17 protein-coding genes and 1 pseudogene are annotated in these 11,836 nt (G+C 61.7%); 12 read left to right on the top strand and 6 right to left on the bottom strand.

From position 1 onward, the window contains the following. Positions 1-199: 199 nt before the first annotated feature. A complete protein-coding gene (locus M0639_RS34995; RefSeq protein ID WP_256063984.1) occupies positions 200-328 on the bottom strand; it encodes a hypothetical protein in 129 nt (42 codons plus the stop codon). Between the two features lie 166 nt (positions 329-494). Between M0639_RS34995 and M0639_RS30340 the strand changes: the two genes are divergently transcribed. Beyond that, a complete protein-coding gene (locus M0639_RS30340) occupies positions 495-1,217 on the top strand; it encodes an SOS response-associated peptidase (protein ID WP_064074597.1) in 723 nt (240 codons plus the stop codon). 25 nt (positions 1,218-1,242) lie between these two features. Here the strand turns inward: M0639_RS30340 and M0639_RS35240 are convergent. Then, positions 1,243-1,350: pseudogene (locus M0639_RS35240) on the bottom strand (hypothetical protein); the annotation flags it as partial. Here M0639_RS35240 and M0639_RS30335 point away from each other — a divergent pair. Both M0639_RS30335 and M0639_RS30330 read left to right on the top strand, forming a co-directional pair. Continuing rightward, a complete protein-coding gene (locus M0639_RS30335; RefSeq protein WP_064074581.1) occupies positions 1,314-2,117 on the top strand; it encodes a hypothetical protein in 804 nt (267 codons plus the stop codon). The pseudogene M0639_RS35240 and the gene M0639_RS30335 sit on opposite strands and share 37 nt — an antisense overlap. Beyond that, entirely contained in the window at positions 2,114-2,452 is a 339-nt protein-coding gene (locus M0639_RS30330) for a hypothetical protein (RefSeq protein ID WP_042953505.1), read from the top strand. The genes M0639_RS30335 and M0639_RS30330 overlap by 4 nt, the downstream gene beginning before the upstream one ends. A 156-nt stretch (positions 2,453-2,608) precedes the next feature. On the opposite strand, the gene M0639_RS30325 is transcribed toward M0639_RS30330, so the two are convergent. Further along, on the bottom strand, positions 2,609-3,028 hold the full coding sequence (locus tag M0639_RS30325; RefSeq protein ID WP_064074582.1) for an SMI1/KNR4 family protein: 420 nt from the start codon (positions 3,026-3,028) through the stop codon (positions 2,609-2,611). A gap of 545 nt (positions 3,029-3,573) precedes the next feature. Between M0639_RS30325 and M0639_RS30320 the strand changes: the two genes are divergently transcribed. From M0639_RS30320 to nrdH, 4 genes are all read left to right on the top strand, one after another. Further along, positions 3,574-3,783 (top strand): hypothetical protein, encoded by a 210-nt coding sequence (locus tag M0639_RS30320; protein ID WP_064074583.1) that lies wholly within the window; start codon positions 3,574-3,576, stop codon positions 3,781-3,783. A 73-nt stretch (positions 3,784-3,856) separates the two neighbouring features. Next, positions 3,857-4,111 (top strand): hypothetical protein, encoded by a 255-nt coding sequence (locus tag M0639_RS30315; protein ID WP_003945385.1) that lies wholly within the window; start codon positions 3,857-3,859, stop codon positions 4,109-4,111. A gap of 86 nt (positions 4,112-4,197) precedes the next feature. Beyond that, a complete protein-coding gene (locus M0639_RS30310) occupies positions 4,198-5,760 on the top strand; it encodes a ParB/RepB/Spo0J family partition protein (protein WP_064074584.1) in 1,563 nt (520 codons plus the stop codon). A 569-nt stretch (positions 5,761-6,329) separates the two neighbouring features. Beyond that, positions 6,330-6,560 carry a glutaredoxin-like protein NrdH gene (gene nrdH / locus M0639_RS30305; RefSeq protein ID WP_064074585.1) on the top strand — a complete coding sequence of 77 codons (231 nt, stop codon included), beginning with the start codon at positions 6,330-6,332 and terminating at the stop codon, positions 6,558-6,560. Between the two features lie 40 nt (positions 6,561-6,600). Here the strand turns inward: nrdH and M0639_RS30300 are convergent, their stop codons facing one another. Next, entirely contained in the window at positions 6,601-7,803 is a 1,203-nt protein-coding gene (locus M0639_RS30300) for an IS110 family RNA-guided transposase (RefSeq protein WP_064074586.1), read from the bottom strand. A 203-nt stretch (positions 7,804-8,006) separates the two neighbouring features. On the opposite strand from M0639_RS30300, the gene M0639_RS30295 reads away from it, so the two are divergent. From M0639_RS30295 to M0639_RS30275, 5 genes are all read left to right on the top strand, one after another. Beyond that, on the top strand, positions 8,007-8,327 hold the full coding sequence (locus M0639_RS30295; RefSeq protein WP_064074587.1) for a hypothetical protein: 321 nt from the start codon (positions 8,007-8,009) through the stop codon (positions 8,325-8,327). 6 nt (positions 8,328-8,333) lie between these two features. Then, on the top strand, positions 8,334-8,915 hold the full coding sequence (locus M0639_RS30290) for a DnaB-like helicase N-terminal domain-containing protein (protein ID WP_064074588.1): 582 nt from the start codon (positions 8,334-8,336) through the stop codon (positions 8,913-8,915). Then, positions 8,912-9,301: a hypothetical protein gene (locus M0639_RS30285; RefSeq protein WP_223304540.1), complete on the top strand. Its 390-nt coding sequence runs from the start codon at positions 8,912-8,914 to the stop codon at positions 9,299-9,301. Before M0639_RS30290 ends, M0639_RS30285 begins: the two co-directional genes overlap by 4 nt. A gap of 117 nt (positions 9,302-9,418) precedes the next feature. After that, a complete protein-coding gene (locus M0639_RS30280; RefSeq protein ID WP_007734780.1) occupies positions 9,419-9,634 on the top strand; it encodes an antitoxin VbhA family protein in 216 nt (71 codons plus the stop codon). Beyond that, positions 9,631-10,473, top strand: a complete 843-nt coding sequence (locus tag M0639_RS30275; protein ID WP_064074589.1) for a Fic/DOC family protein — start codon at positions 9,631-9,633, stop codon at positions 10,471-10,473. Before M0639_RS30280 ends, M0639_RS30275 begins: the two co-directional genes overlap by 4 nt. A 54-nt stretch (positions 10,474-10,527) precedes the next feature. Here the strand turns inward: M0639_RS30275 and M0639_RS30270 are convergent, their stop codons facing one another. Both M0639_RS30270 and M0639_RS30265 read right to left on the bottom strand, forming a co-directional pair. Beyond that, on the bottom strand, positions 10,528-10,887 hold the full coding sequence (locus M0639_RS30270; RefSeq protein ID WP_054801604.1) for a hypothetical protein: 360 nt from the start codon (positions 10,885-10,887) through the stop codon (positions 10,528-10,530). A 94-nt stretch (positions 10,888-10,981) separates the two neighbouring features. Then, entirely contained in the window at positions 10,982-11,359 is a 378-nt protein-coding gene (locus M0639_RS30265; protein WP_141695824.1) for a hypothetical protein, read from the bottom strand. Positions 11,360-11,836 lie beyond the last annotated feature (477 nt).

Genomic DNA, 11,836 nt, shown 5'->3' with positions numbered 1-11,836 from the left:
CCTCGGACATGACGAAGCCGCCGGCACCGAAAGGTGTCCAGCGGCTTCACAGGGTCGGTGCCCGTCTTGCGCCTCTCGGCAAGTGGCCGCTCGAAGCGGCATTTCTGGGGTGGTACCCGGGGCAAAGAACCGAACACCGACAGCCTCTACAACGAACACCGTCGCAGAGTTATTCCGATCCGCTGACCAGCGCTGGCGGTCATTTCCGGGTGATGATCGTCCGCAACACGAAGCGGAAGACCACCGCGGTACCGGCCCCGACTGCCACGCCGGCCACCACGTCGGCCAGAAGAACCCCGACGGTGACACCGAGGACCGTTGCGGCCACGATCGCCAAAGCGACATCGGCAGGCGCCGGCCGAGGACTGGTGATCGCACTTCCCCTTCCGCGACAGTCGACGACGTACTCGCACAGATCATCACACGGCGTTTGGCGCGGAAGTCGGACCCACGCTGTTCAATGGGACAGGAACCGACTACGAGGAGGTCAGGCCATGTGCGGGCGCTATGCAAGCACAAGCTCAAGCAAGGAATTGCAGTCGTTTTTCGACACCATGCAAACCGTCGGCGACGAACTGCCCCCGTCCTACAACGTCGCCCCCACCCAACCTGTCCGGGTGATCCTCGAACGAACCCCACACGAGGAACCCGACGCCGAGCCCCAGCGCCAGCTCAGAACTGCCAAATGGGGCCTGCTCCCTGCCTGGGCAAAAGATCGGAAGATGGCGTCCAAACTCATCAACGCCCGCAGCGAAACCGTCACGGAGAAGCCCTCATTCAGAAATAGTGCATCCAAACGGCGCGCCATCATCCCGGCCACGGGATACTACGAATGGATGAAAAGCGAAGCAGGGTCGAAGATTCCGTACTTCCTTCACGGCGAGGACGACATCCTTGCAATGGCCGGACTCTACGAGTTGTGGCCCGATCCCGAACTGCCCGAAGATGATCCGAACAAATGGGTATGGACTTGCACAGTCTTGACCCGGCCAGCCTCAGATTCCTTGGGGCACATACACGACAGATCCCCGCTGATTCTGCCCGAATCATTCTGGGAGCACTGGCTCGACCCGACACTCACTGATAAAGGTGAAGTCCAGGCCATGATCAACTCCGTTCCGGAGCCGCACCTCGAACCCTATGAAGTCTCGACCGCTGTGAACTCTCCGAGGAACAACGGTCCGAGTTTGCTCGAGCCGATCGCCGGACCGGCGTAAAGCTCAGCCGCTCCCGAACCTGTTTTTATCGAACCTGTGTTCGAGTACCCTGGGTGTGCGGGACGTACGCGCGGATCCAGGAAAGCGGGGGCGAGGATGAATCAACAGCCCCACTCATCAGCAACAACAGTGCTGACCAAGGCGGAAAAGCTCGAACAGCTACGCCGCAAGATGGCCTCGATCCCTGCCCGCTCCGACGGCACCGAACCCGCTACGCCGTCGGTGATGCTCAAACCCGTCGGCGAGCGCGAGCCGACTCCGATCGTGGCCACCGCGCAATCAACCCTCCGGATGCTTCCCGTTCCGGAGCCGATCGGTGATCTGCTCCCACGCGGCGGGCTGGCCCGAGGAACCGTCGTCAGTGTCGACGGCGCAGCTTCAGTCCTGATCGGACTACTCGCCACCGTCACCGCTGCCGGTGGGCACGTGGCGGTGATCGGAATGCCCGGACTCGGACTCCTCGCCTTCCACGAGCAAGGCGGAGATTTAGCAAAGGTCGCGCTGGTGCCCCAGCCGAAGGACGCTGCAATCGACTGCGCCGCAATTTTGCTGGAGGGTTTCGACGTGGTTGTTCTGGGGCTCTGTGGCAGCGCTGTAACGCCCTCTCGCGGACGGGCTGTGGCCGCGCGCGCGAGGAGTAAGGGATCGCTGTTGATTGTCACAGAAGGGCAATGGGACGGTCCGGATCTGCGGATCTCGTCGCGGGTGTCCGGATATACGGGTCTATCAGCGGGGAGAGGGCGTGTGACCGGAGTCCAGCTCGACGTCGCGGCCGCCGGCAAAGGATTCCAAAAACGCACCGGAAGCCTGGAGATCCGCGACGAGAGCGGACAGCTCCGCTGGGCAACCGTCGACGACACTGCCCTCGCCGCGACACCGCCGCTCCGGGCAGCACAGTGATCAACACCGACCACTGGACCGAACGCTGGCCCGATCACCCCGTGATCAGGACATTCGACGAGCCGAGAGCAGTGAAAGTCGACATCGGCCGGGCACTTCCACTCGGACGCGGAGGAGCATCACGCGCCGATCACGTGAGCATGCGCGTGAAAACCTCCGCGCTCTACATGTCCGGATACCTGGACGGAGCCTTGAAATTCTGGGCGAAAATGCACGACGGCCAATGGCTGGCCGGAGTAACCGTGCGTGTCACCGATGCCGGCGGAACCAATCTCGTCGAGATCGACCTGCTCGTGACTGCCGACGCCGTCACCGAAGTGCCTGCTACCTCCTGAACGCACCAAAAGGGCCGGTGAGTAGTACGGCTCACCGGCCCTGCATGTACAAACACCATCTCGGCGACCGGTACGGTCGTTTGGGACGACCACCGCGGACATGCGGCCCGCGAGGGCGACGAGGGGCAGTCGATATCGCGCGGATGCCTTCGTGGGTCAGTCGTCGACGTTCTCCTCCAACAGCGTGCGGAAACTGGCAGCCAGTCGAACAACTGTGTTCGCGTTGTCATGGTCGACCAAGCACACACTTCCGTCCGCAGCGATCCAGATCGGATTCCCCGACCCGTCGTCAGCGAACACCACCCCGTCGATGAGGGCACCGTATGCGTCACGCGCCCCAATGGTCAGCTCGATGCATGTCTCACGACCGATAAGTTCGGCGTTGTCCCATGCGTGCACTGACACGCCCACGAAGCATCCACCCCAACGTCCCACGAACTCGGAGAAATCCTTGTCCGGGACGATGTCGAGCGCATGCAATCGCGCGTGAAGCTCGTCTGCCGGAATCGGACGGCCGGGACCGTAGAAGTCCACGGTGCGCTCGATGCGAGCGACCAACCCGTTTCCGAGAGCCATATCGGAAGGTTACTTACCGGCGCAGGACACTAGGGCACCCCGGTCGGTCGGATCACCAATTGCATCCGCCTGCCCGGCGGCCCGGCCACCTGCGGTGTCCCCCGAAGAGAACTCCGCTTCGCTCCGTCTGGAAAAGCGTTTTATTTGTTTCTCCTTCTGGCCTTCCGATTTTGACCGGCGGTGACCTGCGCGCAACCGCTGACTCCGCTTCGCTTCGGCCTTCGGCTCGAAAGACTTTTTCAACCCGCACTCGCAGGCTCGCAGAAAAACTCTTCCGCTCACCAGTTGCACTCCGGCCCCCTAATGCCGGTCCAACTCTCCTATGCCAGAAGGCGAAAAAAATCGGCGGGGAACGGGATTCGTCCCCAGCCACGAACGAAAGGTCACCGATGAGCGGCGACTACAACGCAGCAACCAACCACTACGCCGGACTGACGTGCGGGTGCGGTGACTACTCCTGCCCTCGCATGCACAACGACGCCGCACAGTGCGTCAATGCCGAGTAGACGACAGCCAACCCGCCCCCCGAAACAAAGGAAAACCACGTGAGCACCGAAACCGGCACCCTCGCACCCGCGCTAGTCGCCGTTGTCGAGGCGACCGCAGCCCTTGATGCAGCGATGTTCGACCGCAGCCGCGAAGGGTTCATCGACGTCACCGCCCTGGTCGACGCCTTCGCAGCCTCCCGCGCCGCAGCCCGCGACGCCGGACACCCCGAGGAGGACATCGACGCCGCCGCCGCCCCCACCAACTAACCACCCACCCATCCGTCACCTGCAAGGACGCGCAGCATGACCGACCACAACCGCCCGACCGAAGGAGAAAACGATGTACGGCTACGACCTGCACAACATCTGCGAGAAAGCAGATGCCTGGGCGAAGTTGTTCGAGACAGCCGAGTATCTCGACAGCGTCGTCGAGCACAACTGCTGTTCGGAAATCGACGTGTTCGTGGAGCTGCTCATCGCGCTCGACTACCACGGCCACGCCTCCGCCCTGATGGACGCACACATCGAGGCCGATAGCTGCCGAGACCGTCACCCCACGGCCGATCAAGTGATCTTGGAACCGGCCACCGCTTGAGATCGAAAACCCTACGGAAACAACACAACACCGGGCAGCTGTTACCTGCCCGGTGTTGTGTCCGAAAGTCTACGAGAGGCAACACCGTGACCGCAACACACACCGCCCCCGACGCAGCACTCGAGGTGGCGCAGCTGCACCCGGACACCCTCGACATCGGCGAGAACGTCCGCGACAGCGTCGATCTGGCGCAGACCCCCGACTTCGTCGAATCCATCCGCGAAAACGGAGTACTCGAAGCGATCAGCGCCGTCCGAACCGCAGACGGAACGATCGTCGTCCGCGACGGCCAGCGCCGCACCCTCGCCGCCCGCGAAACCGGCCTGACCACAATCCCCGTCGTGATCTACCCCGACACCGAAGGAAGCGACAAGGCCCGCGCCGTCGACCGGATCGGCAAGCAGATCACCGCCAACCGGCACCGCGAAGGGCTGACCGCAGCGCAGCACACCCGAGGGGTTGCGCAGATGCTCGAATTCGGCGCATCCATCACGAAGGTGTCCAAGACCCTCGCGATGGACAAAAAGGATGTCAAAGCCCAGGCAGCGGTAGGGAAAGCCGAGGCAGCCCGCGCCGCCCTCGACGCCGGACAGCTCGACCTCGCACATGCGGCAGTAGTGGCCGAGTTCGAGGAAGCCGGAGACGCCGAAGCCGTCGAAAAGCTTCTGGCCACCAGGTCGTACGACTTCGACCACGTAGCGGAGCGACTACGCGGGTTGCGTGAAGAACGGGAGGCATATGCCCTCGCCGCAGCTCCGTTCGCGGAGAAGGGATTTACGATCTTTCCCTTCGATCGGCGCAGTTTCCGTGACGAGGTGTCCCCGGCCGAGCTGGTCACCACAGACGGCGACGAGGTCACCCAAGAGCTGGTCGACGCAGCCCCGCAGTTCTGGGCAGTGTTTCTGGGATTGAACGATGCGTTTTTCGACAAAGCCACCGGCGAGCGCGTCGATTACGACGATGTCGATTGGGACACCGAGGACGACGATTCCGCCGTACCAGAGGAAGGGCTACGGCACGCCAACACCGTCGACTACCGGCCCGAGTACCTACCGGACTACTGGTGCATCGACCAGGACGGCGCTGGACTCGAGCCGCGACCGATCATCGACGCCGTTCCCGCCGCCGCAGGTGGCAGCGGAAACGACCCCGCCGAGGCAGCTCGGGCAGTGCGCGAGCAGGAAGCGAAGGACAAGCAGGAACGGCGACGAGTCCGCGAGTTGAACAAGCAGGCCGAGGCCGCGACCACCGTCCGCCGCGAGTTTCTGCGCACGACCTTGCTCGCCCGCAAGACCCCGCCGAAAACGGCAGCGGCCTACGTCGCGGCCACCCTCGCCCGCGATCCCGGACTGATCTCGGAATACAAGGCAGCGGAATCACTCGGTGAGCTGCTCGGATTCAAGGGCTACTACCCCGGCCGAGAGTTGGCCGAGCAAGTGGCGAAGGTGTCCGAGGCTCGCGCTCAGGTGCTGCTTCTCGCGTTGGTGATCGCCGCGCAAGAGTCCCGCATGGTCAAAGACGCATGGCGATCCAAGCCCAAGAATGCCGACCAGTACCTCAGTTTCCTGATGGAACAGGGCTACACCCTCGCCGCCGTCGAGGAAATCATCACCGGACAGCTCACATTCGACGAGGTCGCGATCGACTGACCCGATGAAGCGGCGATCCCCGGCCCGAAAGGGTTGGGGATCGCCCGCCCTTCCGCCCCGCACCTTCCGCCTCCGGCCGGCGGTCAGAGCCACCGGCGGACCGGAAGGGCGGAATACGGACACCACCACAGACACTCGAGAAAGCACCCGGCCGCCGGCCACGAACCGCGATAAAAGCGCAAGGAAAAGAAATCGACCCGCCCCGGTGTGAACATTCTTCTATCCCGACACTCGCGCATCAAGGCCGCTCCAGAAATAATATCCACACGCGCCACTCGCACGCTCGAACAAAGGCGCTACGATATTTTTTCCTACACTCACCTTGACCCACTCCCGCCGAGACCAGAATATCGGCACATACCGGGGGAGGGGGAGAAAATTCAGGTAGAACGCATGCAGGTAGCTGCGTATGTCACGGTTCGGCATTAGAGAAAGAATGTGGAAATGATTGAAGATGCCATTAACTAAAGCGGAAACTAATCGAAGAAATATCCACGAAAGTATTGGTTTATATTGCAATGTTCGATAGAATGAAATCAATAAAGAATCACCGACGAGGGGGAATGACAATGGCGATCACCGTATATACCAAGCCCGCATGTGTGCAATGCAATGCCACGTACCGCGCACTCGACAAAGCGGGAATCGAATACGACGTCATCGACATCACCGAAAACGCACAGGCCCGCGATTACGTCATGAGCCTCGGATACCTGCAAGCCCCCGTCGTCGTCGCAGGAGAAAACCACTGGAGCGGATTCCGCCCAGACGAAATCAAGAAGCTCACCACGGCCGCCTGATCACACACTTTCACCAGCGAAACGAGTTTCAATGAGGAAATCAAGCAGTTCGGACGGCGGGTGCATCAACGACGAACAGTCGGTCGTCGCGCAACAATGCCCAGATCACGCTCACTCGTCGACGGGCCAAGGCGATCACCGCTTGAACGTGTCTCATTCCTTCACTTCGTTTCTTGAGGTAGAACTCGCGGTTCGGTCCATCTTTGATGATGGAGGTTTGAGCGGAGAGGTAGAAGACGCGCCGCAGTCGCCGGCTGTAGCGTTTGGGTCGGTGCATGTTGCCGGTTCGGCGGCCGGAATCGCGGGGGACCGGAACCAACCCCGCTGCCGAGGCGAGGTGACCGGCATCGGAGTACGCCGACATATCACCGGCAGCGACAACGAATTCCGCGCCGAGGATCGGACCGATACCGGGCATGGATTCGATGACCGCAGCCTGTGGATGGCGGCGGAAGGTCTCACCGATCTGCGCGTCGAGACGAGCAAGCTGGACGTCCACTGCGAGGACTCTGTCGGCGATATCGGCCACCAACTGCGCCGCAACAGCCTCACCAGGCAGGACCACATTCTGCGCGGACGCCGCTTCCCACGCAATCTCGGCGACACCGTCCGCCCCGCGTACCCCACGTTTACCGAGCCACAAGCTCAAACGAACGCGTCCGCGTCGCCGAATGCCGCGCGGCGTCTGGAAACCGGTCAACAACACCAACGCGCCCTTGTGACGCCCGAAGTCGAAAGCCCGCTCGAGCGCAGGAAAGACACCGGTGAGAGTGTCACGCAGACGGTTGATCAGCCGGACTCGGTCAGCGACGAGATCGGTCCGATGCGAGGTCAAAAGCGCGAGTTCCGCGGCCAGCTGGGCCGGTGGAATCAACACAGACAGATCGCGTCGGTGTCGAGCAGTTTCCGCGATCACATAGGCATCGCGGGCATCGGTTTTCGCCTCCCCTCGATACGCGCCGGACATCCTGTTGACGGTGCGACCAGGGACGTAAACCGCACTCTGTCCGTGCGCGGCGAGAAGAGCAAGCAACAACGTCGAGGAGGTACCGGAAATATCTACCGCCCAATGGAGTTCGTCGGCCAAGGCCAGAATTTCGCTCAGCGCGTGCAATATCGCGGTCTCGTCGTTGATGATCTTGTGCGACCACACGATCAACCCTGCTTCGTCGACCACTGCCGCCCAATGATGGCCCTTGCCGGCGTCGATTCCAACCCATGCGTGGGTGTGAGTTTCTCTCATCGCTCCTCCATGTCGCCTACTCATATCAGGCCCGAGGAACACCCCACCGTCATCTCCGTAAACAGCACTCGAAGCACATTTTTCAATCAGCAGCCAGGGCGTCCCGAAGCGCTGGGCGGCCACTCGTTTCGAGCCACATAAGGCAGGACACCATCAGCCACACCCAGCACTTCCGGACCATCCAACAACTTACGGAGGACACCATGACCGCCGCCGCATTCACCTTCACTCCCGATGCAGACTTCGTCGACCGCGCACTCGACGCCGAGCTCCGCCGCGACAGCGAATCCGTCGACCGCAAACTCCGCACCATGCTCGCCGCCCTCGACGACTCCCTCGCCGGAATCAGTGATGCACGCGAAGAGCTACACACCCTCTACACCGCCCCCGGCACGGACACCGCCGAAGACGTTGCCGCCCATGACCAGGACATCGCAACCCACCTCGCCGAGGCTGCCCGCAACCTCCGCGCGGCCACCGAGATCCTGCGCAGCCACCGGCAACTCACCTCACCGCGACCCTGACCTCCCATGCCCATCGGCGACAGCAAGGACCCCGACGTGACACTCTCACTGGCCACCGTCCCCGACTTCGACGACCTCACCGACAACGACAGTGAGATCGACGAATACAGCACCATCATCGAAGTCGAGGTCGAGGATCAACTCCTGTGCTCGCTTCTCTGGGCGCCGGGCGCAAGCGCGAAGCGTGCAGTCGAGGCCCTGACCAGCGCAGACTTCTACCGACCCGTGAACGCGGCACTGTTCACCGCGATCTCGGAACTTGTCGAGGCCGGCAAACCTCACAACAGTGCCCACGTCTTCACCACCTTGCAGCAGGAAGGCCGCACCAGCGGGCACCTCGGGAAACAGCTCACCAAAGCACTCACCGACATCACCACCATCGGCGTCCCGTCCGCTGAACTCGAGCACAACATCGCCGCAGTCCTCACCCAGGCCTACCGGCGCGGATTCCGCGAAGCAGCACGATCCCTCGCCCAAGCCGCCGACGAGCTCCCCGAAGACCAACTGTTCGAGCACCTGCTCAGCATCGGCCGCGAACGCCGCGCAGCCTCCCAACGCCTCGCCGCCATCCGCGAAGGCCGAGCATGAACACTCCAGACAAGCCAGATCAGCGAATCAGCAGGCCGGGGGTGGTGAAACACAGCATCTTCGGTGTCCTCACCCTCGCTGTCGCAGCCCTGGACTTCGCCATCGGAACCAGTCGAACCCTCATCGCCGGAGTCGGATTACTCGCCCTTTCGACGTACAGCTTCCTGAAAGCGTCCAAACTCCGAAGGTCGCCCCTCGAGCAGACAGGAACCCAGAACATGAACGATGACGAACACGACGCCTGGCAGCTGCACCACCACGGAGCCGATTGGGACGAAATCGGCACCGAAATGGGATGCAGCCCCACCACAGCGCAAACCCTCGCAGCCGCCTACGAAAAACGCACCGACAACGCCGCCGCACAAACCCAAAACACCCTGTTCTGACACCACCCTCGCAGGTCTGTTGATCGCAGGAAACAAGCAATGATCAGGTAGAATAGACAACGGTGCGCAGCTCCCCTGCGCACCGCCACGCTCGACCGAGTCGACGAAGGAGCACCGGTGACCACTGCACGCAACGCACAGTCGCACATGACCGAAGCCCAGATCGACCGAGCCATCGCCGCCGCTACCGCCGGACACCGCATGGCCGGCATGGAACCCAGCGAATACGGCATCGAAGTCGGCCGCCGGCAACTACGCGGAGAAATCACCGGCGACGAAGCAGTCGCACTCGTCCTCGCCGAAAACCGCCGCCGCCGAGCTGCCCGCAGTTGAAAGACCCGTACGTCGACCCCGACACCGGGGTCCTGATCAACAAACTCGGGCACACCGACCCGCAAGCACTCCTCGAGGACGAAACCGAAGCGGCGTATCAGCGCATTCTGCAGCTCGAATTACAGCCCATCGCAGGTAATTTCGACTTCGAACACCTGAAGAAGATCCACCAATTCATCCTGCAAGACGTCTACGACTGGGCAGGCACCCTCCGCACCCGCGACACCGGCGCCGTCGGCATGAACCTCCCACACTGCCGACCCGAACACATCGAAAACCAAGCAGCGTTCATCTTCCGCGGAATCGCCAAAGACAACTTCCCCCAAGGACTCCCGAAAGACCGCGCCGTCGACCGACTCGCCTACCACTGGGGCGAAACCACCGTCCTGCACCCGTTCCGAGACGGCAATTCCCGCACACAACGAGTCTTCTTCGACGAACTCCTCAAATCCTCCGGCTGGACCATCGACTGGCAGAAAGTCCACGCCTCCGCAGTACAAGCAGCCCGCTACGTCGCAATGGAAGCAACCCACACACCGCTCCGCGACGTCCTCGCCCCCGGCGTACACCGCAACGGCACCGAACCGCCCACGCTCGCCAGCACTCAAGGCAACGTCATCCACCTCGAGGTGGCCGAGCACCACAAAGCGATGATCGACCACCTCCGCAGCGGAAACCGCGCACCGTACAACCCGAACGAACTCAGCGACCTCATGCGCGGCCGCCTACTCGACTACCCGTCACAGCCACCGACAGGTTCACGAGAATCAGGGACGAGCGGGCCGGAAACCTCGCGGACCCAGACACCGAAACGCTCCCACGACCTCGGGCGTGACTGAAAACTTCCGGACAAAAGCGGGCTGACCACAATAAATGTGGCCCGTACTCTGCTCCTACTGGAACTTTTCGGTGTGATCGCTCAACAGCCGAGCAAGAGCGCGAACGGTTTTCGGGTCAGTCATATCGCCACCGCGCGCGCAACCGATCCGCGCACCGGACGCCGCCTCCGCAGCCCGCAACTCCCGATATGCCTCAACAAGCTCAGGACTCGGATTCGCCATCAGCTCCGCCCGACGCTTCTGCTCAGCCTTGTGAGCCAAACGCAACTTGCTAGACAGCTGCTCTTCGCGCCAGATCCTGAACCTGCGACGCTTCCACGGAGAACGAACCGCAGCACCGCCCGTCCATGCCGCGAACTGCTCCTTGTCCCGCTCCCACATCCGCGGCCGAAAATCCGGACTCCAACTATCCATCAACGTTTCCCCCATCAAGCGCCGACCTGCGGATACACCCAAAATAGCAGGGGATAGTCGCTCTCGACGACGTCTCCGCCACACCCTCGGCCCGTCAGGCATCCAGCGAAGCGGCACCAAAAAGCATCCCCAACCCCGCACCCGCGACCATCAAAACCACCAACACCGCAAACGCCAACAGATCCCCGATTGTCGCCGGAAATTCCACCGGAGGAGTGATCGACTTCGCAGGCTGCTCCACGAAACTCGCGTCGATCAGCAACCACGACGAAATGCCGAACACGAAAGAGACGGCCACGCGCCCCAACGCCGCGCCCACGCGCTCCAACGACACATCTTTCATAGCCTCAATGACCGACAACGAAGCCACGAAACATGCCCCAGCCGCTCCCACCATCAAAACGAACCACCAGTCCTGCATCGCCGCCGAGGTCGAAAGAGAAACAAAACTGAAATCACTCTGACTTGGCATAGCAAACCCCCACGCAACATTGAAAGGACTCCCGGAATGCCGCCCCGACAGGAGCGACAAAAAGAATTATCCACATCCCCTGGCGCCTCCGCTACCCAATCCCTACACACCCCGGGCAGCGTGAACCGACGACGCACTGCAATCGAATCCGCATCAAAGAGCCTCAGAAACAGCAACTTTCGTGCAGGTGACGTCACCCCCGACGTCCCGAAGAGTAACGAAAAGCCCGCATGACCCACTGTCTGCGAGATAGCTGAGATTCCACGCCACCTGAACTTTTAATCGATGTGTTGTAAAAAATCTCGCTATTCCATCGAATTAGCAAACTTCTCAATAATAAGGAAAAGGAGGAACAGAAACAGGCCCGGCGGTTTTATGCGTCACCAAATCGAAATGAAAGAATCGGAACGAATCGGACAGATTTGCATGGTGTTAGACGCTCCGGTGCAACACAAAACACCCGAAAAAAATTGAAGA

This window comes from Rhodococcus qingshengii JCM 15477 (assembly GCF_023221595.1).
In the GTDB taxonomy this organism is placed as follows: domain Bacteria; phylum Actinomycetota; class Actinomycetes; order Mycobacteriales; family Mycobacteriaceae; genus Rhodococcus_F; species Rhodococcus_F qingshengii.
This window is presented reverse-complemented; position numbering and strand designations above follow the sequence as displayed.

What these genes read in the sequence shown, in the direction of transcription:
- nrdH (WP_064074585.1), top strand. Translation starts at nt 6,330, where the DNA reads ATGGCGATCACCGTATATACCAAGCCCGCATGTGTGCAATGCAATGCC.
- M0639_RS30335 (WP_064074581.1), top strand. Translation starts at nt 1,314, where the DNA reads ATGAATCAACAGCCCCACTCATCAGCAACAACAGTGCTGACCAAGGCG.
- M0639_RS30340 (WP_064074597.1), top strand. Translation starts at nt 495, where the DNA reads ATGTGCGGGCGCTATGCAAGCACAAGCTCAAGCAAGGAATTGCAGTCG.
- M0639_RS30315 (WP_003945385.1), top strand. Translation starts at nt 3,857, where the DNA reads ATGTACGGCTACGACCTGCACAACATCTGCGAGAAAGCAGATGCCTGG.
- M0639_RS30295 (WP_064074587.1), top strand. Translation starts at nt 8,007, where the DNA reads ATGACCGCCGCCGCATTCACCTTCACTCCCGATGCAGACTTCGTCGAC.
- M0639_RS30290 (WP_064074588.1), top strand. Translation starts at nt 8,334, where the DNA reads ATGCCCATCGGCGACAGCAAGGACCCCGACGTGACACTCTCACTGGCC.
- M0639_RS30285 (WP_223304540.1), top strand. Translation starts at nt 8,912, where the DNA reads ATGAACACTCCAGACAAGCCAGATCAGCGAATCAGCAGGCCGGGGGTG.
- M0639_RS30265 (WP_141695824.1), bottom strand. Translation starts at nt 11,359, where the DNA reads ATGCCAAGTCAGAGTGATTTCAGTTTTGTTTCTCTTTCGACCTCGGCG.
- M0639_RS30325 (WP_064074582.1), bottom strand. Translation starts at nt 3,028, where the DNA reads ATGGCTCTCGGAAACGGGTTGGTCGCTCGCATCGAGCGCACCGTGGAC.
- M0639_RS30270 (WP_054801604.1), bottom strand. Translation starts at nt 10,887, where the DNA reads ATGGATAGTTGGAGTCCGGATTTTCGGCCGCGGATGTGGGAGCGGGAC.
- M0639_RS30300 (WP_064074586.1), bottom strand. Translation starts at nt 7,803, where the DNA reads ATGAGAGAAACTCACACCCACGCATGGGTTGGAATCGACGCCGGCAAG.